Genomic DNA, 19898 nt, shown 5'->3' on the forward strand with positions numbered 1-19898 from the left:
ATGGATATCATCGAAACGATTAAAGAGCAGATTGCCAACAACACCATTCTGCTTTACATGAAAGGCTCGCCGAATGCCCCACAGTGTGGGTTCTCCGCGAAAGCCGCCCAGGCTGTTATGGCCTGTGGCGAAAAGTTTGCCTATGTGGACATCCTGCAGAACCCGGAAATCCGCGCCAACCTGCCAAAGTACGCCAACTGGCCAACCTTCCCGCAACTGTGGGTCGGCGGCGAACTGGTCGGTGGTAGCGACATCATGACTGAAATGGCTGCCGACGGTTCGTTGCAAGCGACGATCAAAGCTGCTGTTGAAGCTGCTGCTGCCAACAAGACCGACGCCTGATTCGGTACCTGTAGGAGCGAGGCTTGCCCGCGAAGAACGATAACGCGATTTATCAGTAACACTGCGTCATCGTTCTTCGCGGGCAAGCCTCGCTCCTACAAGAGCGTGTCTCGTCCTGAAATAGGTTTACACCCGTTTCGAGACGAGACAGCGCACATTAAAAAGCCCCGCCTCTTTAAAAGAGAGCGGGGCTTTTTATTGCATCGCGATTAGCGGCGTAGCATTTATTCTTCGCCCATCTGCGACTGCAGATAGTTTTCAAGACCGACTTTATCGATCAGGCCCAGTTGGGTTTCCAGCCAGTCGATATGTTCTTCTTCGGATTCAAGAATGTCTTCGAGCAGTTCACGGCTACCGAAGTCGCCGACAGTTTCGCAGTGAGCGATAGCGACTTTCAGATCGGCATGGCCGTCGCGCTCGATCTTCAAATCACACTCAAGCATTTCCTTGGTGTGTTCGCCGATGTGCAGCTTGCCCAGGTCCTGGACGTTCGGCAGACCTTCAAGGAACAGGATGCGCTTGATCAGCTTGTCAGCGTGCTTCATCTCGTCGATGGATTCGTGGTACTCGTGCTTGCCGAGCTTGTTCAGGCCCCAATCTTCGTACATGCGCGCATGCAAAAAGTATTGATTGATCGCGACCAGCTCATTGGCAAGGATCTTGTTGAGATGCTGGATGACTGTAATGTCGCCTTTCATGATGGGGTCCTGCCCTGAGTAGCTGTCTATAAGGCAGAGTTTGAGCCGCGTAATTAAGAGTGTCAAACCTAAGTTATTGAAACTTAAATGAAAATTAATCGGAATAAGAATGTTTGTGTTCCGCGTCTAGCGCCTAAGCGATTGATTTCCAGACATAAAAAAACCGGACATCAAGTCCGGTTCTTTGAAATACGGTAGTTATGCGGCGGTAAATTCTGCGGGGTAGGGGATCGCCGCCTGGGCCGATTGCAGTTTGCCCAGGGTTTCGCGGACCACTTCCTTGGCAAGGCAGGCGCATTTACCGCATTGGCTGGCAACGCCAGTGGCCTGACGGACTTCCCGATAGCTGCAGCAACCTTCATAGATTGCATCGCGGATTTGACCGTCGGTGACGCCAGTGCAGAGGCAGACATACATAAGTGAGAACCGTCGCTGGTTGTGACTCAATTGCGATGGATCTTAATGTTAACGAGAATGATTGTCAAAGTGGTTTCTGCAGGTTTTCGTCATAAGGGCGTGTGACTGACGAACGGCTTCTTCTCACGCCTTCCATGAGAAAAATATAGCAGCGGCCTTTCACTTGGCAGAAAAAACCGTTGAGGACAGGTCAAAAACGCGGTGTATGATGGTCGGCCTTTTGCGAAGGGGGATCGTGTCACAGGGCTGTCGCCTGAGGGTGGCAGGCTGATACGAACCCTGTACTTCACCGTTATTACACCAGGAGATATCCAATGAGCGTACTCGTAGGCAAACAAGCCCCTGACTTCACCGTACCGGCCGTACTCGGCAATGGCGAAATCGTAGACAGCTTCACCCTGTCCTCGGCCATCAAAGGCAAATACGGCCTGGTGTTCTTCTACCCACTGGACTTCACCTTCGTTTGCCCGTCCGAGCTGATCGCTCTGGACAACCGCATGTCTGACTTCAAGGCACGCAACGTGGAAGTGGTAGCCGTTTCGATCGACTCGCACTTCACCCACAACGCCTGGCGCAACACCCCGGTCAACAATGGTGGCATCGGCGAAGTTCGCTACACCATGGCGGCCGACCTGAAGCACGAAATCGCCAAGGCCTACGACGTTGAGTCCGAAGGCGGCGTGGCTTTCCGTGGCGCGTTCCTGATCGACGACAAGGGCGTTGTCCGCTCGCAGATCATCAACGACCTGCCGCTGGGCCGTAACATCGAAGAGCTGATCCGTCTGGTCGACGCTCTGCAATTCCACGAAGAGCACGGCGAAGTTTGCCCTGCCAACTGGAAAAAAGGCGACAAAGGCATGACCGCTTCCACCGAAGGTGTTGCGGCTTACCTGACCGAGAACGCTGCTGCGCTGTAAGGCACGTTCGAGGCATAAAAAAACCGGCTGCCAAGGCCGGTTTTTTTATGGGCGGGATAAACCCAGGCTGTTCACTTGTGGCGATAAGAGCAAGCTCTCTCGCCACAGATCAGTGACGGATCAGTCGTTGTAGTCTTCCCAGCCGCCCATTTGTTTCCAGCGATTGACGATGCCGCAGAACAGATCAGCCGTCTTCTCGGTGTCGTAGCGGGCCGAGTGGGCCTCGCGACCGTCGAAGTCGATATCGGCTGCCTGGCAGGCCTTGGCCAATACGGTTTGACCGTAGGCCAGACCGGCGAGAGTCGCCGTGTCGAAACTGGAGAACGGGTGAAACGGGTTGCGTTTCATGTCCAGGCGCGCGACAGCGGCGTTGAGGAAGCCCAGGTCGAAGCTGCTGTTGTGCCCGACCAGAATCGCCCGTTTGCAACCGTTGGCCTTCAGAGCCTTGCGCACACCGCGGAAGATATCGGTCAGGGCCGCTTCTTCACTCACCGCCATGCGAAGCGGGTGATCGAGCTTGATCCCGGTGAATTCCAGGGCTGCCGCTTCGATGTTCGCGCCTTCGAAAGGCTCGACCCGGAAGAAATAGGTGTGCTCAGGGTACACAAAGCCTTTTTCATCCATGCCGATCACGGTGGCGGCGATTTCCAGCAGGGCATCGGTGGCCGAGTTGAAACCACCGGTTTCTACGTCGACAACGACCGGCAGGTAACCACGGAACCTGGCTGCCATTGGATGGCGGGAACCGCCTCCGCCGCCATTACCGTCCTGTTCGTCGTCGAAATGGTCTTCACTCACGCGTGTTCCTCCAGCAGGCGCCAGCGCAGTTTTTCACCGGCGCGCAGCGGGATTACAGTCAGCTCGCCAAACGGCAGGCTGGTTGGGGCGGTCCACTCATCGCGGACCAGGGTGATGCGATCGGTGTTCGCCGGCAGGCCGTAGAAACGCGGGCCATTGAGGCTGGCGAAGGCTTCGAGCTTGTCCAGCGCGTTGCGCTGTTCAAAGGCTTCGGCATACATCTCGATCGCGGCATAAGCGGTGTAGCAACCGGCACAACCGCAAGCCGCTTCTTTGGCGTGCTGGGCATGGGGCGCCGAGTCTGTGCCGAGGAAGAACTTGTCGCTGCCGCTGGTAGCGGCGTCGAGCAGGGCTTCCTGGTGGGTATTACGCTTGAGGATCGGCAGGCAGTAGAAGTGCGGCCGAATCCCGCCCACCAGCATGTGGTTGCGGTTGTACAGCAGGTGGTGCGCGGTGATGGTTGCGCCAACGTTGGCCGAAGCCTCGTTGACGAACTGCACGGCGTCAGCGGTGGTGATGTGTTCAAACACCACTTTGAGGGTCGGGAAACGCTCGACCACTCGACGCATGTGCTCATCGATGAAGATTTTTTCGCGATCGAACACGTCGACATCGCCACGGGTGACTTCACCGTGAACCAACAAGGGCATCCCGACTTCAGCCATGGCCTCGAGTGCGGGGAAAATCTTGTCGATGCTGGTGACGCCAGAATCCGAGTTGGTGGTCGCGCCGGCCGGGTACAGCTTGGCGGCGTGAATGAAACCGCTGGCCTTGGCCTCGCGAATTTCTTCGGGCTGTGTGCGGTCGGTCAGGTACAGCACCATCAACGGTTCGAAGCGACTGCCGGCCGGGCGTGCAGCGAGAATCCGCTGGCGATAGCCGTCGGCTTCAGCGGCGTTACGCACCGGAGGTACCAGGTTGGGCATGATGATGGCGCGACCAAAGGTGCGCGCGACATCCGCAACGGTATTGGTCAACACAGCACCATCGCGAAGATGAATATGCCAGTCGTCGGGACGCAGCAGGGTCAGGCGGTCGGACATGAGGGGATTCCAGGCGGGTCAAACTCAGGGGAATGCTACCGGAAAAGACTCTTGCAGGCACTCGCTATCAAGTTTTGCGGCAAGCTTCCGATATCCAACAGGTACGCCGTAAATATGTGTGTCGGTCTTTTTGTTGCAGAAGCCAGTGGAGCCTCCCGTGCGCCAGCGTTATTTAGCCTTGCTCAGTGTGTTTGCCAGCCTTCCCGCGATGGCGCTCACTTTCCAGACCCGTCTGGAGAGCATCGAGTGGACGGTCGAAGGTGACAAGTTCGAATGCCGCCTGACTCAACCCATCACCGATTTCGGTTCGGGGGAGTTCGTGCGTCGCGCTGGCGAGCAGGCGACATTTCGTCTGAAGGCCTACAACTCGATGATCGGTGGCGGTTCCGCGACCTTGCTGGCGGCCGCTGCACCATGGCAGCCGGGGCGTGGCGACATCAACCTGGGCTCGGTGCGAATCGGCAGTGGCAACGTGCTGTTCAACAGCTCGCAAGTTCAGGCCGGGCGCCTGATCAGTGGGTTGATGGACGGTCGCAGCCCGGTCGTTCGACACTCCTCGGGGGACGGTCGGGTATCTGAAGTCCGCCTGCTGCCGGTCAAATTCAGCAAGGCCTACAGTGACTATCAGGGTTGTGTGGCCAAGTTGCTGCCGCAGAATTTTGAACAGGTGAAGCAATCCGAAGTCGGCTTTCCGGGGGAGGGCATCGATCTCGACGCCCAAGCCAAGGCCCATTTGCAGGTCATGCTGGAGTTCATGAAAGCCGATCCGACGGTCAACCACATTGAACTCGACGGCCATTCCGACAACAGCGGCAACCGCCTGACCAACCGCGAACTGTCGCGACGCAGGGCGTTGGCCGTGATGGATTTCTTCAAGGCCAATGGTATTCAGGAATCGCAGATCACCCTGCGTTTTCACGGTGAGCGCTATCCTCTGGCGCCGAACACCAATGCCGCCAATCGGGCGAAAAACCGCCGGGTTGCCGTACGTCTTGAACGGGTCGCGCCGACCGAGCAACCGGCGCCTCAAGCCACCGCTTCCGCGGGCAGCGCGAAGACCTCCTGAACCTGCTGAAATCGTCGCTCGCTCGACATAATCTGTCGCTTCGTCGTCATAAGCTGTCGCGCCTCTGTAAATTATCCTGCATGAGCGGTAGACTTGACGGCTTTCCGTAGAACCCCGTGGAGTGATGGCATGGCGGACGTAAACAAGGTCGTTCTGGCGTATTCCGGCGGCCTGGACACTTCGGTGATCCTCAAGTGGCTGCAGGATACTTATAACTGTGAAGTAGTGACCTTCACCGCTGACCTGGGTCAGGGCGAAGAGGTCGAACCGGCCCGCGCCAAGGCACAGGCCATGGGCGTAAAAGAAATCTACATCGACGATCTGCGCGAAGAATTCGTGCGCGATTTCGTGTTCCCGATGTTCCGCGCCAACACCGTTTATGAAGGCGAGTACCTGCTGGGTACTTCCATCGCTCGTCCGTTGATCGCCAAGCGCTTGATCGAAATCGCCAACGAAACCGGCGCTGACGCCATTTCCCACGGCGCGACCGGCAAGGGCAACGACCAGGTTCGTTTCGAACTGGGCGCCTACGCCTTGAAGCCAGGCGTGAAAGTGATTGCTCCTTGGCGCGAATGGGACCTGCTCTCCCGTGAAAAGCTGATGGATTATGCTGAAAAGCACAACATCCCGATCGAGCGTCACGGCAAGAAAAAATCCCCGTATTCGATGGATGCCAACCTGCTGCACATCTCCTATGAAGGCGGCGTGCTGGAAGACACCTGGACCGAGCACGAAGAAGACATGTGGCGCTGGACCGTCTCCCCGGAGAAGGCTCCTGATAAAGCACAGTACCTGGAACTGACCTACCGCAACGGCGACATCGTCGCACTGGACGGTGTCGAAATGACTCCGGCCACCGTGCTGGCGACCCTGAACCGGATCGGTGGCGAACACGGTATCGGCCGTCTGGACATCGTCGAAAACCGCTACGTCGGTATGAAGTCCCGCGGATGCTACGAGACCCCGGGCGGCACCATCATGCTGCGCGCTCACCGTGCGATCGAATCGATCACTCTGGACCGCGAAGTGGCTCACCTCAAAGACGAGCTGATGCCTAAATACGCCAGCTTGATCTACACCGGTTACTGGTGGAGCCCTGAGCGTCTGATGCTGCAACAGATGATCGATGCTTCCCAGGCCCACGTGAACGGCGTAGTGCGCCTGAAGCTGTACAAGGGCAACGTGATCGTCACCGGCCGCAAGTCCGACGAGTCGTTGTTCGACGCCAACATCGCGACCTTCGAGGAAGATGGCGGCGCCTACAACCAGGCCGATGCGGCGGGCTTCATCAAGCTCAATGCCTTGCGCATGCGCATCGCGGCGAACAAAGGTCGGAAGCTTTTCTGAGATCTTTGAGTCGGTAAAGGATGTGTGGCCTCGTTGATGAGGCCACATATCTGAAAGAGGGATACCCTGTCGTACACTGCGTATTCAGCTTTTCTTCTTGCCTTTGTTAATACCTTTCTTCGCTTCTTTCTCCAATGGCTCTTCAAGAGCTGGCTGCTGCGTGCCTGTAAAGATTTTGACCAATCATCGTCAGCTCGTGTGAATTCAAATTGTAAGCAATGCAGAACGTCGCACCGTTGCGTTTCTTGGTGTGCTTTGAATGCCTGAGTGCACTTTCCTTCAGCAACGTCTCCGACTCGGCACAGGTGAGAAATACGATCATCTGAGCAGGATTTTCCTGTGCTTGCTGGATGTTCTCCACCAAGGCGCTGAATGCCATTTTGTTGTTCATCCACCGTGCATCAATGATATGCAGGTCTTTCAAGTGCTGGGGCAGGCGTACGTGGTGCCGGGTCGAGCTTTCATGCGGTGCCGGGTCGTTTCCTGACCGATTAACGTTGCCCATGACCGTCATGAAGTGTTCCTCTTTTTCGAAATCGGAGGGCGCGTAAAGCGATCGATAGTTGAAATTGAGTGTGACGAAAAAAAGAAAAAGTAAATAAAAGGGGAAACTAATCAGAAACCAGACATAGAGTTCTCTATCCTTGTTGTCGAGAAAGGGGAGGGACACGGCGGCCGATGTTTCAGACAGTGCTGCAAATATTGCAATGATTGTCATGGGGTTGGTGATTCTTTTTTTGAGTTTTATCATGTCTTCTGCTCATGAGATATTATTTCTTCTCGATTTGTTTGTGGGTGTGGATCTTGGGGGGATAATTAATGAATGAGGTTTTTCTGTTGTTATGTCGGGCTCTTTTTTAGTGGGTGATATGGGTCGTTATAGTAACTGTATTGTTCTTGGTTCAGGTATGGCTATTCATTTGTTTTAAAGTTATATAGGTTTATTCTGTGGGTGAAATGTTGCTGTGTGTGAGCTTTCATAAGTCATTCGAACCGAGTTGTACAGGGGCTGGAAAATGCTCGTTACTTTTAAGAGTAGCTCAATAGCCGAAGTCTGTCGGATTACCAGTGTCAGACCCTGTTCTTGTGTTTTTTGGTTGAAAGTCGATACAAAAAACTGTCGAAGTGCTGAGCAGCGTTCGGCTAGTAGCAATCTCATGACTCATGATATGCAATGATTTTTTGTAGGAATAATCCGTGTTGTTTGTAGGCCATGTCTCTCGCTGCGGGTGGCCGGGGGTGACGGCATGCCATGGGTGAAACGACTAGGCTATGGTGCGGGCTCTAAAAATTCGAACAGCGAAATTGGACTTGCCCATGAATAAAGTGCTGATCGTGGATGATCACCCCGTCATTCGTCTTGCGGTACGTATGCTAATGGAACGTCATGGCTACGAAGTCATTGCAGAAACAGATAACGGTGTAGATGCATTACAACTTGCCCGTGAACTAATGCCGGATATTGTCATTCTGGATATTGGAATACCGAAGCTGGATGGGTTGGAAGTCATCGCGCGTCTGGCATCGACGGCGATGCCTCTTAAAGTACTGATATTGACGTCCCAGGCGCCAGGGCACTTTTCCATGCGTTGCATGCAATCGGGTGCCGCGGGATATGTCTGCAAACAACAGGATCTCACTGAGTTGCTCAGTGCAATAAAAGCCGTACTGTCAGGCTACAGCTATTTTCCTAATCAGGCTCTGCATACCGTGCGTTCCAGTCTTGGGAACGCCAGCGAAGCCGATATGGTGGATCGTTTGTCCGGGCGAGAGATGATGGTCCTGCAACAACTGGCCCGAGGAAAGACAAACAAGGAGATCGCCGATGGAATGTTCCTCAGCAATAAAACCGTCAGTACTTACAAAACCCGTTTGCTGTTAAAGCTTAATGCTCGTTCACTGGTCGACCTGATCGAATTGGCTCAACGCAATGGCCTGGTATGAAGCTGCCAGCGTTTGACGAGGCGCGATGAACGGGCGTTTATCAGGGGGCGGCACTTAGTAAAAAGCCTCCGTTTCGGGAGGCTTTTAGGTGTCATAAGTCAAAATCGTAATCGGCCAATTGCTTCTGCAGTCGGCGCTCCTCCAGCAGATTGTCGATGGTGCGGCGTTTGCTCAGGTTGGTCTTCGCCACTTCCACTACCGGCTCTGCGTCATCGGCCTCAACGGGGGTGAAGTCGTCTTCTACGTCCAATTGCTCTTTGCCAGTGCTCATAAGGTTAACTCCAGGCTAAGGCTGCCTTTGGCGCTCCTTATATCGACAATTTCCCGGCGGGTAAAAAAGATTTTTTCAATCGATCAATCAAAAAAACTAATAGAGCCTCAATCGTCCGAGGTCTTTTGCTTGTATTCGCACAAATCCTCGATCCGGCAACTGCCACAACGCGGCTTGCGGGCCAGGCAAACGTAGCGTCCATGAAGAATCAGCCAGTGGTGGGCGTCGAGAAGATATTCCTTGGGCACGAATTTCATCAGTTTCTGCTCCACCTCGACCACGTTCTTGCCGGGAGCAATGCCGGTACGGTTGCTGACCCGGAAAATGTGAGTGTCTACGGCCATGGTCAGCTGACGAAAGGCGGTATTGAGCACCACGTTGGCGGTCTTGCGACCGACGCCGGGTAAAGCCTCCAGCGCTTCGCGAGTCTGCGGTACTTCGCCTCCATGGCGCTCCACCAGCAAGCGACAGGTTTCGATCACGTTCTTCGCTTTGCTGTTGAACAGGCCGATGGTCTTGATGTACTCCGACAACCCTTCGACGCCCAAGGCATGGATCGCCGCTGGCGTATTGGCCACCGGGAACAGTTTGGCGGTGGCCTTGTTTACGCCGACATCGGTCGACTGCGCCGAGAGAATCACGGCGATCAGCAATTCGAACGGTGAGGCGTAGGCCAGTTCGGTCTTCGGTTCAGGGTTGTCTTCGTGAAACCTGCGGAAAATTTCAAGACGTTTTGCGGCATTCATGGGCGATGCGTTTCCTCGAAGGCAGTCAATGTGGGGCAGCCTGGCGGCGGGTCCAGGCTTGATGTGCGGCGATCAGCAGTCCCAGCAGAATAAACCCGCCAGGGGCCAGCGTGGCCAAGTGCAGGCCACCGTCGGCGATCAGCGTCCAGCCTTGCCAGTCCGGTTGCCTGGCTCCGGCCATCCAGGACAGATGGCTACCGAGTGTCCCGTTGCCGATGAACTCGCGCAGCAAGCCCAAGCCCGCCATCAAGGCGCCGAACAGGCCACACAGATGCAGTCGATCACGCCATGTGCCCTGGAAAAAACCGTTATGTTCCAGCACAACGCATTGCAGGGCGATCAACCCTGCGTAGAAACCCAGGTGCTGGTGCCATTGGAGCGACCAGGCTTGCGCGGCAAGTTCCGCGCAACTGGTCAGCGTGGCCGCCAGCAGCAGGCATGCCAGCAAATGTGTGGCCGGTATCAGTCGCGAGCGCAAAACGCCCATGCTTACACCATAAACACTGAGCACCAGGGCGAACATCAGCCACAGGCCCAGGGCCGTTACCAATGAATCAGTGACGCCGATCAACGGCGTAAGCATCAGCGAGTTCTGCAGGGTTGATGACTTATTCATGAACGCTGCTCCCGATCAGCAGTTGCCGGTGTTCATCGAAGTAGCGTAGCGCGTCATGGGTGGCATTGATCACCGCTCTTGAGGTGATGGTCGCGCCCGCGATCTGATCGAATTGCCCTTGGTCCTTTTTCAAGGCCCAGCCGTTGTCATCGGGGTCGGCTAGCGACTTGCCGGTAAACACCTGAAGCCAGGCATTGGGCCAGTCGGCGAGCTTGCCGCCCAGCCCTGGCGTTTCCGATTGCTTAAGGGTTTTGACCCCCACTAACTTGCCTTGGGGGTCGATGGCGATCAGCAAGTCAATGGAGCCGGCGTAACCCAGAGTCTGGCTACGCAGCAACACAGCGCTCGGTTGGCCGGCCTTGGAAGCCAGGTAGCCACCCAACAGTGTGCTGTTGGCCAGGCGAGTGCTTTCGACGCTGAGGGAGTGTTCCAGTGGCTGATTGTCGTAGCTGTCAGGTGGTAGCAGATCCAGTAACTGACGGCTGTCGATCAGGCGTTGTTCGGTGGCAATGCGCGCGGCGCTGGTGTGCTGCACGAGGTAAGTCGCGCCCATCCCCAGGCCTGCCAGCACTACCAGGATCACAACGCTCGTCGCTCGGTTCATGGGGCAACCTGCTCCTGTCTGGACGCGGCAAACCGCTCCAGCGCCGGTACACAGAGGTTCATCAGCAAAACCGCAAAGGCCACGCCGTCCGGATACCCGCCCCACGTGCGAATCAGGTAAGTCAGTAACCCCACGCCTGCGCCGAACAGTAATCGGGCGATGGGGCTTTTTGCACCGGATATCGGTTCCGTCACGATGAAGAAGGCACCGAGCATGCTCGCGCCGGTGAGCAGATGAAACAGTGGCGAGCCATGAGAATCGGAGCCCGTACCGTTCCAGCACAACAGGCTGATGATGAACAGGCTGGCGAGCATGCCGACCGGTGCATGCCAACTGAATACCCGTCGCTGCAGCAGAAACGCACCGCCTGCCAGAAACGCCAGGTTGACCCATTCCACACCTCGGCCGCCGAAACGGCCGAATGCCGGATTGCCGGCGAACAGTTCTTCCATGGTCAGGCTTTTGTTGATTCGCAGGCTGTCCAGCGCCGTGGCCTGGGCCCACGCATCGGGTGTCTGGCCGAAGCTGAAGCCGAACACCTGTTGCAGCCCACCGAACAAATCCATGCCATGGGACGACGGCCAGTGAGTCATTTGCTGGGGAAATGTCACCAGGACCAGCGCGAAACCGAGCATCGCCGGGTTGAACGGATTCTTGCCGACGCCGCCATACAAGTGCTTGCCGAAAAACAGTCCGAACGCCGCAGCGCTGACCGTCAGCCACCATGGGCAATAAGGCGGCAAGGCCAGCGCCAACAGGGTCGCACTGACCAGCGCACTGCCGTCGCTCAACGTCGGTTTTACCGGTTGCTTGCGCAGCTGCAACACCGCCGCTTCAACGGCCAACGCGGTTGCAGCCGTCAGAATCAGGTTGATCAACACCCCCCAACCGTACAGCCAGAACAACATCAGCATTCCCGGCACAGTGGCCAGCAATACCAGCTTCATGGCTTGCTGAAGGCGTTCGTCCACCGATTCAAGGGGCGGCATAGGCATCCACCTGACGCTCGGCTTCGCTGAGCGCATGTTGCAACGCTTCGATCTGTTCGGCCGGCGCCTCGCTTGTTTGAGCTTTCTTGAGTTCGGCGCGGCGCATGGCCAGCTGGATCTTCGCCCGTTTCAGCTCGGCATCTTTTGCCGGGACAGGTGGAGCAGAGACCGGCGGTGGGCTGCTTTCCAGTTGCGCCAGCGCCTGTTCGGCGGCGTCGAACTGCTGTTGCAGCACGATCAGTTGCGATTGCTGTTCGAAGGTCGGTGGATGCCCGAAGGCCTTGAGCGACTTGTTCAGCTGCGCCCGGCTCATCGCCAGATCGACCTTGGCCTTTTTCAATGCCGCATCGGCATTGGCGGCTTTCTGTGCGCGGACGCGCTCGAGTGCGGCCTGAACCGGGTCGAGCGTCACTTCGCTGTGCTGCACGGCGCGTTGGGCACGGGCCTGGCGTTCGGCGAGTTTCTGTTCCTCTTCACGATGCAAACGGGTATTGCGCTGTTCGAAACGGCGTCGCGCGTGATTGCGCTTGGCGGCCCGGGCCTGTTGTTCCTCCAGGCTGAACGCCAGCCCACCGACAATCGGCAGCACCGTGGCCAGCGGTAACGGATGCATCTCGATGCAATCCACCGGGCAGGGCGCTACGCAGAGGTCGCAACCAGTGCATTCGTCGACGATGACCGTGTGCATGAATTTCGCCGCGCCGACAATGGCGTCGACCGGGCAGGCCTGAATGCACTTGGTGCAGCCAATGCATTCGGCTTCGCGGATGTAAGCGATCTGCGCGGGTGCCGAACCGCGACTGACGTCCAGTTCCAGCACCGGCACTTTCAACAGGTCGGCCAGGGCCGCGATGGTTTCGCTGCCACCCGGTGGACACTTGTTGATCGGCTCGCCGCTGGCGATGCCTTCGGCGTAGGGTTTGCATCCGGGGTGGCCACACTTGCCGCATTGGGTCTGCGGCAAGAGGGCGTCGATGCGTTGAATCAGACTCATGTTTTGATCAGCCCGCTGAATCCGAGAAAAATCACCGCGATCAATCCGGCGCCGATCAATTCGATCGGCAGGCCGCGAAAGGGCAGGGGGATATCGTTGTCGAGTGTGCGCTGGCGCAAGTCGCTGAACAGACTCAGCACCAGCCAGAACCCCAGCCCGGCACCAAGGCTCAGGGCCATGGCGTGGAAAACTCCCTTGTCGTTCTGAGCGTTGAGCAACGTCAGCCCAAGCACCCCGGCATTCCCCAGCAGCAGGGGCCAGAGGCCATCGAATGAAAGCTTCGCCAATAACCGGGAAAGCAGCTTCAGCAGGGGGGCGATCAGCAGAACGCTCAACGGCAGGAACACGAACAGACGCAGCGACGTCAGCCCCAACGGCACCAGTAGCCAGTGGTAGAGCGCATAGCCGAGTGTGCCGACGATCAGCATCAGGCACGTTGTCGCGATGCCCAGCGCGTGGATCTGTGGTCGCTCGCTGCCCAACACCGGATCGACGCCCAGCGGCCAATGCAACACGAGGTTGTTGATCAGGGCAGTGCTGATAAGCGTTAAAAGCAGTTCGGTCATGATCGTGCCGGCAAAAGGAGGCCTGTCTAACAAGGTTAGGCATTATCCGGCAAGGAAGGAGGGTGGGCCATACATGAAAATCCCACAGTCGCACCGGGCACGACTGTGGGATCGGTTTACCGCAGAACTTTACTTGATGCGCTGACCCGGCTTGGCGCCGCTGTCGGGGCTCAGCAGGTAGATTTCTTCACCGCCAGGGCCAGCGGCCATCACCATGCCTTCGGAGATCCCGAATTTCATTTTGCGGGGCTTGAGGTTGGCGATCATCATGGTCAGGCGACCATTGAGCTTGGACGGGTCCGGGTAGGCGCTCTTGATCCCGGAGAACACGTTGCGTTGCTCGTCACCGATGTCCAGGGTCAGGCGCAGCAGCTTGTCGGCACCTTCCACGGCTTCGGCCTTGAGGATCAGTGCAACACGCAGGTCTACAGCGGCAAAGGTGTCGAACTCGATCTCTGGCGACAGCGGATCCTTGGCCAGTTCACCGTTGCCGGCGGGTGCAGCTTCGCCGGTGTCGGTTGCGCTGGCGGTCAGGTCTTCTTTCGAGGCGTCGGTCATGGCTTGTACTTTTACCGGGTCGATGCGGGTCATCAACGGTTTGAACTCGTTCAGCTGATGGTTGCTGAGCAAGGTGGCGTGATCGTTCCAGGTCAGCGGGGCGACGTTCAGGAACGCCTCGGCATCGGCGGCCAGCAATGGCAATACCGGCTTGAGGAAAATCACCAGTTGGCGGAACAGGTTGATGCCCAAGGCGCAAATGGCCTGGACTTCATCCTGCTTGCCTTCCTGTTTGTTCAGCGACCACGGCGCCTTGTCGGCGATCCAGGCGTTGGCGCGGTCGGCCAGGCCCATGATTTCGCGCATGGCACGTGCGAAGTCGCGAGCCTCGTAGGCATCGGCAATGCTTGGCGCTGCGGCCAAAAAGGCGTCGGTCAGTTCCGGCGCGGCGTTGCCGGCTACCAGTACACCGGCGTTGCCTTTATGGATGAAACCGGCGCAACGGCTGGCGATGTTGACGACTTTACCGACCAGGTCGGAGTTGACCTTCTGCACGAAGTCTTCGAGGTTCAGGTCCAGGTCATCGACGCCACGGCCCAGCTTGGCGGCGTAGTAGTAGCGCAGGTATTCCGGCGACAGGTGATCCAGGTAAGTCCGCGCCTTGACGAACGTGCCGCGGGACTTGGACATCTTCTGGCCGTTGACGGTCAGGTAGCCGTGTACGTTGATGCCGGTCGGTTTGCGGAAACCGGCACCATCAAGCATGGCTGGCCAGAACAGGGCGTGGAAGTTGACGATGTCCTTGCCGATGAAATGGTACAGCTCGGCGGTGGAATCCTTGCCCCAGAACGCGTCGAAGTCCAGATCCGGACGGCGGGCGCAGAGGTTCTTGAAGCTGGCCATGTAGCCGATTGGCGCATCCAGCCACACGTAGAAATATTTACCCGGCTCGTCGGGAATCTCGAAGCCGAAGTACGGCGCGTCGCGGGAGATGTCCCACTGTTGCAGGCCGGCATCCAGCCACTCGGCGATCTTGTTGGCCACGGCCTCTTGCAACGTGCCACTGCGGGTCCAGGCTTGCAGCATTTCCTGGAAGTCCGGCAGCTTGAAGAAGAAGTGCTGGGAATCCTTGAGCACCGGCGTCGCGCCGGAAATTGCCGATTTCGGATCCTTGAGGTCGGTCGGCGCGTAGGTCGCACCGCATTTTTCGCAGTTGTCGCCGTACTGGTCTTCGGTGCCGCATTTGGGGCAGGTGCCCTTGATGAAGCGGTCGGCCAGGAACATTTTCTTTTCCGGGTCGAAGTACTGAGTGATCGAGCGCGTGGCGATGTGCCCGGCGTCGCGCAGCTTCAGGTAGATCTGGCTCGACAGCTCTCGGTTTTCTTCGGCGTGAGTGGAGTGGAAGTTGTCGAAGTCCACCAGGAACTCGGCAAAGTCGGCGCTGTGTTCAGCCTGGACGTTGGCGATCAGTTGTTCCGGGGTGATGCCTTCCTTTTCCGCGCGCAGCATGATGGCCGAACCGTGGGCGTCGTCGGCGCAGACATAAATGCATTGGTTACCGCGATGCTTCTGGAAGCGCACCCACATATCGGTCTGGATGTATTCCAGCATATGGCCGAGGTGGATCGAACCATTGGCATAGGGCAGGGCGCTGGTGACGAGGATCTTGCGTGGCTCGGACATGGGGCTCGGCTACTTGATGAAACGGAGGTCGGCCACTATAAAGCGCTGGCGCATATTTTTCACCCCTGCGACCTGAAGGCTTATTGTTGCAAAAGAGCTTTTGTGGCGAGGGGGCTTGCCTGTGGCGAGGGGGCTTGCCCCCGTTGGGTGGCGAAGCCGCCCCCGAACCAACGACCGCGATTTGACAGACACTCCGCAGTATTGCGACTGCTACGCAGCCGAACGGGGGCGAGCCCCCTCGCCACAGGTAAGCTCTCTGGCCGCAGTAATCTGTTCGCCACAAATGTGTGTCCGGCGTACGATACCCGCCTGATTTTCCAGTCTTGCTATCGGAGTTGCCCATGAGCGCCGTCAATCGCGCAGCGGTGGAAGCCATCCTTCGCCAATACACCGACCCTTACCTGAACCAGGACCCGGTCAGCGCCGGGTGCGTACGCGGCATCGATATTCAGGGTGATCGCGTCAGCGTCCAGCTGGAGCTGGGTTACGCCGCCGGTCTGTTCAAGAGCGGCTGGGCGCAGTTGTTGCAACTGGCCATCGAAGGCCTGGACGGCGTCGTCACCGCGCGCGTCGAGATCACCAGCGTAATTGCCGCGCACAAGGCCCAGGCACAGATTCCGGGGCTGGCCAACGTCAAGAACGTCGTGGCCGTGGCGTCCGGCAAGGGCGGTGTGGGCAAGTCCACCACCGCTGCCAACCTCGCGTTGGCCTTGGCCCGGGAAGGCGCCAAAGTGGGGATTCTCGATGCGGACATCTACGGTCCGAGCCAGGGCATCATGTTCGGCATCCCTGAAGGCACCCGACCAAAGGTCAAGGATCAGAAGTGGTTCATTCCGATTGAATCCCATGGCGTCGAAGTGATGTCCATGGCCTTCCTGACCGACGACAACACGCCGATGGTCTGGCGCGGGCCGATGGTGTCCGGTGCCTTGTTGCAACTGGTCACGCAAACGGCCTGGGGCGACCTGGATTACCTGGTTATCGACATGCCGCCAGGCACCGGCGATATCCAATTGACCCTGGCGCAGAAAGTCCCGGTGGCTGGTGCGGTAATCGTGACCACGCCACAGGATCTGGCATTGCTGGACGCGCGCAAGGGCGTGGAGATGTTCCGCAAGGTCAACATCCCGGTGCTGGGCGTGGTGGAAAACATGGCCGTGCACATCTGCTCCAACTGCGGGCATGCGGAGCATCTGTTCGGTGAGGGCGGTGGCGTGAAGCTGGCCAACCAGTACGGTGTCGAACTGTTGGCTTCGTTGCCACTGTCGATGCTGATCCGCGAACAGGCCGATGGCGGCAAGCCAACCGTGATCGCCGAGCCAGACAGCCAGATTGCGATGGTTTACCAGGAACTGGCCCGCCATGTCGGCGCGCGGATTGTGTTGCAGGAAGCGGCGACACCAGCGATGCCGAACATCACCGTCAGCGACGATTGATTCGCTGAAGAAATGCGATCCATTGTGGGAGCGAGCCTGCTCGCGATGAGGGCATAACATTCACCATTGATGGTGACTGTTACACCGTTATCGCGAGCAGGCTCGCCCCCACATTCGTTTTGTGTCGGACTTTAGATCCGCAACCCGCCATCCAATTCCAGAATTCGACCGGTGTAGTAGTCGTTCTCGAAAATGTAGGCCGCCGACTGGGCAATCTCTTCAGGTTTGCCCATGCGCTTGAGCGGAATACCGGACGTCATTTTCTCCAGCGCTTCGGGCTTCATGCTCAGGGTCATCTCGGTTTCGATGAAACCCGGCGCAATGCCCGCCACGCGAATGCCGTAGCGTGCCAGTTCCTTGGCCCAGGTCACGGTCGCCGCAGCGACACCGGCCTTGGCGGCGGAGTAGTTGGTCTGGCCGATGTTGCCGGCGCGCGAGATCGACGAGATATTGATGATCGCGCCGCTGTTTTGCAGCTCGACCATTTTCGCCGCGACTTCACGGGTGCACAGGAACACACCGGTCAGATTGACGTCGATCACCGCCTGCCATTGGGCCAGGCTCATCTTGGTCATTTCGCCGTCCTTGACCTTCAGCAGCAGGCTATCGCGCAGAATGCCGGCGTTGTTGATCAGGCCATGGATCGCGCCGAAATCGTCGGCCACCTGAGCGGCCATATGGGTCACTTGCTCTTCATCGGCGACGTTGCACAGGTAGGCGCGGGCCTCGACACCCTTGGCTTTGCAAGCCGCGACGGCAGCGTCGAGTTTTTCCTGATTCAGGTCCACCAGTGCCAGCTTCGCGCCTTTGCCTGCAAGGTACTCGGCCATGGAGCGGCCTAAACCCTGGCAACCGCCGGTGATAATGATTACTTTGTCAGTGAGTTGCATTCGCATAGCCCCATAGCAGTTCGGAGTGGTTTTCCTTCTATTCTAGAGGACCTCTCGATCTGAGCCTGATATGGCCTGGCTGCACATGAGAACTGCCCCTATGGCGTGCTGGAACTTTTACCCAGTCGCCTGTCCGTTTTTTTGACGGATTCTATATAAGGAGTCATAAATTGAGCGTTGTAGTGGCTAAGCATGCCCGAGAATTGCTTCTCAAGGAATACCGTGGAGTGCTCTCGACGCACTCCAAAGCGATGCCCGGTTTCCCGTTTGGCTCCGTGGTTCCCTACTGCCTGGATGAGCTGGGCCGACCGCTGATCCTTATCAGCCGCATCGCTCAGCACACTCACAACCTGCAGAAAGATCCGAAATGTTCGCTGCTGGTGGGTGAGCGTGAAGCCGAAGACGTACAAGCCGTTGGTCGCCTGACTTACCTGGCCGAGGCGGAAAAGCTCCAAGACCCCGCTGCCATCGAGACGGCAGCCGAGCGTTACTATCGCTATTTCCCCGACTCGCAGAACTATCACAAGGCCCATGATTTCGATTTCTGGGTGCTCAAAGAGGTACGTCACCGCTACATTGGTGGCTTCGGTGCGATCCACTGGATCGATCAGTTGACCCTCGCCAACCCGTTCGCCGGCAAGGCCGAAGTGAGCATGGTCGAGCACATGAATGCCGATCACGCCAAAGCCATTGCGCACTACGTCGAGCTGGCGGGTCTGCCGAAAACCGCTCCGGCGCAATTGGCCGGCATCGACACCGAAGGCATGCACTTGCGCATCGGCCAGGGGCTCTACTGGCTGCCGTTTCAAACGTCCTGTAATACGCCGACACAAGTCCGGGAAGCCTTGGTTTTCCTGGCTCACGCCGAGCATTGGCCGAAAAATGAAGTGGCCGACGCTTGAATTCACGAAACGGCGACGTCATCTAAGGAAAACTGGCAAGGTATTCTTGCGTTGAGGAACCATTTGATGCGCCCTTTTTTATTGCTCTTTGTACTGTTCCCGGTGTTGGAGCTGTTCGTATTCGTCAAGGTCAGCGGGGCGATCGGGTTTTTCCCGGCCCTGCTGCTGATCATTCTCGGCTCGATGCTCGGCGTGTTCGTGCTGCGTGTCGCCGGTCTTGCTACTGCGCTGCGCGCCCGTGAAAGCCTGAACCGCGGCGAGCTGCCGGCCCAGACCATGCTCGAAGGCCTGATGCTGGCCCTGGCGGGCGGTCTGTTGATTCTGCCGGGCTTCGTCACCGACGTGCTGGGCCTGATCATGTTGCTGCCGATCTCTCGTCGACTGCTGGCCAACAAAATGCGTCTGCGCGCCGAGGAACAAGCGATGCGTCAGCGTGCGTTCGCCGATGACCTTCAGCCACGGGGCGGTCCTGCCCCGCAGCGGCCACTGGGCCGTGAGCCCAATGTGATCGAAGGCGAGTTCGAACACCGCGATTCCAAGTAACACTTCCATCGACACGGCACCTTCGGGTGCCGTGTTCATTTTCAGGGCATTGAGATAAAAATTTTTCGCTCCCCGCCCTTGAAATAAGCTTATGCGCCCTTATGTAACGGTCACCGCAAGGTTTCTGGCAATTGCGCCAGACAGACTTCCGCGGTTCGCTTGACGAACCGCACCCGGCACCGCCGGATTTGTTAAACCCGCCGGGAATACACCGGCCGATGAAAACCACAATTAGGAGAGATCGACAATGAAGCTTCGTCCTCTGCATGACCGCGTCGTCATCCGTCGCAGCGAAGAAGAAAAGAAAACCGCTGGCGGTATCGTCCTGCCAGGTTCGGCTGCTGAAAAGCCAAACCAGGGTGAAGTCCTCGCTGTAGGCCCAGGCAAAGTGCTGGACAACGGTGAAGTGCGTGCGCTGGCCGTGAAAGTGGGTGACAAGGTTGTGTTCGGCCCTTACTCCGGCAGCAACACTGTGAAAGTCGACGGCGAAGACCTGGTGATCATGGCTGAGAACGAGATTCTCGCTGTTGTCGAAGGCTGATTCCCCGCTCATTTTCCCGCTACTACAAAGTATTTAAGGAATATCGA

General features: G+C 57.6%; 23 protein-coding genes. 9 read left to right on the top strand and 14 right to left on the bottom strand.

The annotated features are described in order from the left end of the window. Positions 1-342 (top strand): Grx4 family monothiol glutaredoxin, encoded by a 342-nt coding sequence (grxD, locus tag AB7M22_RS02065; RefSeq protein ID WP_007898513.1) that lies wholly within the window; start codon positions 1-3, stop codon positions 340-342. Between the two features lie 224 nt (positions 343-566). Here the strand turns inward: grxD and bfr are convergent, their stop codons facing one another. Both bfr and AB7M22_RS02075 read right to left on the bottom strand, forming a co-directional pair. Beyond that, positions 567-1040 (bottom strand): bacterioferritin, encoded by a 474-nt coding sequence (bfr, locus tag AB7M22_RS02070; protein ID WP_019651359.1) that lies wholly within the window; start codon positions 1038-1040, stop codon positions 567-569. A gap of 198 nt (positions 1041-1238) precedes the next feature. Beyond that, the gene (locus AB7M22_RS02075) at positions 1239-1457 is read right to left on the bottom strand and encodes a bacterioferritin-associated ferredoxin (protein ID WP_007898511.1); all 219 of its coding nucleotides are present in this window, start codon (positions 1455-1457) and stop codon (positions 1239-1241) included. A 314-nt stretch (positions 1458-1771) separates the two neighbouring features. Here AB7M22_RS02075 and AB7M22_RS02080 point away from each other — a divergent pair, with 314 nt between their 5' ends. Continuing rightward, positions 1772-2374 (top strand): peroxiredoxin, encoded by a 603-nt coding sequence (locus AB7M22_RS02080; RefSeq protein WP_007898510.1) that lies wholly within the window; start codon positions 1772-1774, stop codon positions 2372-2374. A gap of 120 nt (positions 2375-2494) precedes the next feature. On the opposite strand, the gene rnt is transcribed toward AB7M22_RS02080, so the two are convergent. Both rnt and pyrC read right to left on the bottom strand, forming a co-directional pair. Then, entirely contained in the window at positions 2495-3172 is a 678-nt protein-coding gene (rnt, locus tag AB7M22_RS02085) for a ribonuclease T (protein WP_007898509.1), read from the bottom strand. Continuing rightward, a complete protein-coding gene (pyrC, locus tag AB7M22_RS02090; protein WP_454185075.1) occupies positions 3169-4215 on the bottom strand; it encodes a dihydroorotase in 1047 nt (348 codons plus the stop codon). The genes rnt and pyrC overlap by 4 nt, the downstream gene beginning before the upstream one ends. 157 nt (positions 4216-4372) lie before the next feature. On the opposite strand from pyrC, the gene AB7M22_RS02095 reads away from it, so the two are divergent. After that, positions 4373-5281 (top strand): flagellar protein MotY, encoded by a 909-nt coding sequence (locus AB7M22_RS02095; RefSeq protein ID WP_008009298.1) that lies wholly within the window; start codon positions 4373-4375, stop codon positions 5279-5281. Between the two features lie 129 nt (positions 5282-5410). Further along, the gene (locus AB7M22_RS02100) at positions 5411-6628 is read left to right on the top strand and encodes an argininosuccinate synthase (protein ID WP_008009296.1); all 1218 of its coding nucleotides are present in this window, start codon (positions 5411-5413) and stop codon (positions 6626-6628) included. 142 nt (positions 6629-6770) lie between these two features. Here AB7M22_RS02100 and AB7M22_RS02105 read toward each other — a convergent pair whose 3' ends face one another. Beyond that, positions 6771-7379: a hypothetical protein gene (locus AB7M22_RS02105; protein WP_454185076.1), complete on the bottom strand. Its 609-nt coding sequence runs from the start codon at positions 7377-7379 to the stop codon at positions 6771-6773. 566 nt (positions 7380-7945) lie between these two features. Here AB7M22_RS02105 and AB7M22_RS02110 point away from each other — a divergent pair. Next, positions 7946-8572, top strand: coding sequence for a response regulator transcription factor (locus tag AB7M22_RS02110; protein ID WP_007898495.1), 627 nt, complete (start codon positions 7946-7948; stop codon positions 8570-8572). Between the two features lie 91 nt (positions 8573-8663). Here AB7M22_RS02110 and AB7M22_RS02115 read toward each other — a convergent pair whose 3' ends face one another. From AB7M22_RS02115 to metG, 8 genes are all read right to left on the bottom strand, one after another. Beyond that, positions 8664-8843, bottom strand: coding sequence for a PA3496 family putative envelope integrity protein (locus AB7M22_RS02115; protein ID WP_007898493.1), 180 nt, complete (start codon positions 8841-8843; stop codon positions 8664-8666). Between the two features lie 107 nt (positions 8844-8950). Then, positions 8951-9589, bottom strand: coding sequence for an endonuclease III (nth, locus tag AB7M22_RS02120; protein ID WP_007898489.1), 639 nt, complete (start codon positions 9587-9589; stop codon positions 8951-8953). Positions 9590-9614: 25 nt separating this feature from the next. Continuing rightward, positions 9615-10205 (bottom strand): Rnf-Nqr domain containing protein, encoded by a 591-nt coding sequence (locus AB7M22_RS02125; RefSeq protein ID WP_454185077.1) that lies wholly within the window; start codon positions 10203-10205, stop codon positions 9615-9617. Further along, positions 10198-10809, bottom strand: coding sequence for an RnfABCDGE type electron transport complex subunit G (locus AB7M22_RS02130; protein ID WP_454185078.1), 612 nt, complete (start codon positions 10807-10809; stop codon positions 10198-10200). Before AB7M22_RS02130 ends, AB7M22_RS02125 begins: the two co-directional genes overlap by 8 nt. Then, on the bottom strand, positions 10806-11798 hold the full coding sequence (locus AB7M22_RS02135; protein ID WP_454185079.1) for an RnfABCDGE type electron transport complex subunit D: 993 nt from the start codon (positions 11796-11798) through the stop codon (positions 10806-10808). Before AB7M22_RS02135 ends, AB7M22_RS02130 begins: the two co-directional genes overlap by 4 nt. Beyond that, positions 11785-12792 carry an electron transport complex subunit RsxB gene (gene rsxB / locus AB7M22_RS02140; RefSeq protein ID WP_454185080.1) on the bottom strand — a complete coding sequence of 336 codons (1008 nt, stop codon included), beginning with the start codon at positions 12790-12792 and terminating at the stop codon, positions 11785-11787. Before rsxB ends, AB7M22_RS02135 begins: the two co-directional genes overlap by 14 nt. Next, on the bottom strand, positions 12789-13358 hold the full coding sequence (locus tag AB7M22_RS02145) for an Rnf-Nqr domain containing protein (protein WP_454185081.1): 570 nt from the start codon (positions 13356-13358) through the stop codon (positions 12789-12791). The genes rsxB and AB7M22_RS02145 overlap by 4 nt, the downstream gene beginning before the upstream one ends. Before the next feature lie 129 nt (positions 13359-13487). Continuing rightward, positions 13488-15539, bottom strand: coding sequence for a methionine--tRNA ligase (gene metG, locus AB7M22_RS02150; protein ID WP_454185082.1), 2052 nt, complete (start codon positions 15537-15539; stop codon positions 13488-13490). 341 nt (positions 15540-15880) lie between these two features. On the opposite strand from metG, the gene apbC reads away from it, so the two are divergent. Then, entirely contained in the window at positions 15881-16975 is a 1095-nt protein-coding gene (gene apbC, locus AB7M22_RS02155; protein ID WP_454185083.1) for an iron-sulfur cluster carrier protein ApbC, read from the top strand. A gap of 131 nt (positions 16976-17106) precedes the next feature. Here the strand turns inward: apbC and AB7M22_RS02160 are convergent, their stop codons facing one another. Then, on the bottom strand, positions 17107-17865 hold the full coding sequence (locus AB7M22_RS02160; RefSeq protein ID WP_454185084.1) for an SDR family oxidoreductase: 759 nt from the start codon (positions 17863-17865) through the stop codon (positions 17107-17109). Positions 17866-18035: 170 nt separating this feature from the next. Between AB7M22_RS02160 and AB7M22_RS02165 the strand changes: the two genes are divergently transcribed. From AB7M22_RS02165 to AB7M22_RS02175, 3 genes are all read left to right on the top strand, one after another. Continuing rightward, positions 18036-18767, top strand: coding sequence for a HugZ family pyridoxamine 5'-phosphate oxidase (locus tag AB7M22_RS02165; RefSeq protein WP_454185085.1), 732 nt, complete (start codon positions 18036-18038; stop codon positions 18765-18767). A gap of 66 nt (positions 18768-18833) precedes the next feature. Further along, a complete protein-coding gene (locus AB7M22_RS02170; protein ID WP_454185086.1) occupies positions 18834-19310 on the top strand; it encodes an FxsA family protein in 477 nt (158 codons plus the stop codon). Positions 19311-19557: 247 nt separating this feature from the next. Then, entirely contained in the window at positions 19558-19851 is a 294-nt protein-coding gene (locus AB7M22_RS02175) for a co-chaperone GroES (protein ID WP_429545740.1), read from the top strand. Positions 19852-19898: the final 47 nt, after the last annotated feature.

The sequence above is a fragment of the Pseudomonas sp. ADAK2 TE3594 genome, assembly GCF_053628675.1.

Bases quoted from the DNA above. Each gene is read 5' to 3' on its own strand.
- grxD (WP_007898513.1), top strand. From the start codon at position 1: ATGGATATCATCGAAACGATTAAAGAGCAGATTGCCAACAACACCATT.
- bfr (WP_019651359.1), bottom strand. From the start codon at position 1,040: ATGAAAGGCGACATTACAGTCATCCAGCATCTCAACAAGATCCTTGCC.
- AB7M22_RS02075 (WP_007898511.1), bottom strand. From the start codon at position 1,457: ATGTATGTCTGCCTCTGCACTGGCGTCACCGACGGTCAAATCCGCGAT.
- AB7M22_RS02080 (WP_007898510.1), top strand. From the start codon at position 1,772: ATGAGCGTACTCGTAGGCAAACAAGCCCCTGACTTCACCGTACCGGCC.
- pyrC (WP_454185075.1), bottom strand. From the start codon at position 4,215: ATGTCCGACCGCCTGACCCTGCTGCGTCCCGACGACTGGCATATTCAT.
- AB7M22_RS02100 (WP_008009296.1), top strand. From the start codon at position 5,411: ATGGCGGACGTAAACAAGGTCGTTCTGGCGTATTCCGGCGGCCTGGAC.
- AB7M22_RS02105 (WP_454185076.1), bottom strand. From the start codon at position 7,379: ATGATAAAACTCAAAAAAAGAATCACCAACCCCATGACAATCATTGCA.
- AB7M22_RS02110 (WP_007898495.1), top strand. From the start codon at position 7,946: ATGAATAAAGTGCTGATCGTGGATGATCACCCCGTCATTCGTCTTGCG.
- AB7M22_RS02115 (WP_007898493.1), bottom strand. From the start codon at position 8,843: ATGAGCACTGGCAAAGAGCAATTGGACGTAGAAGACGACTTCACCCCC.
- nth (WP_007898489.1), bottom strand. From the start codon at position 9,589: ATGAATGCCGCAAAACGTCTTGAAATTTTCCGCAGGTTTCACGAAGAC.
- AB7M22_RS02125 (WP_454185077.1), bottom strand. From the start codon at position 10,205: ATGAATAAGTCATCAACCCTGCAGAACTCGCTGATGCTTACGCCGTTG.
- AB7M22_RS02130 (WP_454185078.1), bottom strand. From the start codon at position 10,809: ATGAACCGAGCGACGAGCGTTGTGATCCTGGTAGTGCTGGCAGGCCTG.
- AB7M22_RS02135 (WP_454185079.1), bottom strand. From the start codon at position 11,798: ATGCCGCCCCTTGAATCGGTGGACGAACGCCTTCAGCAAGCCATGAAG.
- rsxB (WP_454185080.1), bottom strand. From the start codon at position 12,792: ATGAGTCTGATTCAACGCATCGACGCCCTCTTGCCGCAGACCCAATGC.
- AB7M22_RS02145 (WP_454185081.1), bottom strand. From the start codon at position 13,358: ATGACCGAACTGCTTTTAACGCTTATCAGCACTGCCCTGATCAACAAC.
- metG (WP_454185082.1), bottom strand. From the start codon at position 15,539: ATGTCCGAGCCACGCAAGATCCTCGTCACCAGCGCCCTGCCCTATGCC.
- apbC (WP_454185083.1), top strand. From the start codon at position 15,881: ATGAGCGCCGTCAATCGCGCAGCGGTGGAAGCCATCCTTCGCCAATAC.
- AB7M22_RS02160 (WP_454185084.1), bottom strand. From the start codon at position 17,865: ATGCAACTCACTGACAAAGTAATCATTATCACCGGCGGTTGCCAGGGT.
- AB7M22_RS02170 (WP_454185086.1), top strand. From the start codon at position 18,834: ATGCGCCCTTTTTTATTGCTCTTTGTACTGTTCCCGGTGTTGGAGCTG.
- AB7M22_RS02175 (WP_429545740.1), top strand. From the start codon at position 19,558: ATGAAGCTTCGTCCTCTGCATGACCGCGTCGTCATCCGTCGCAGCGAA.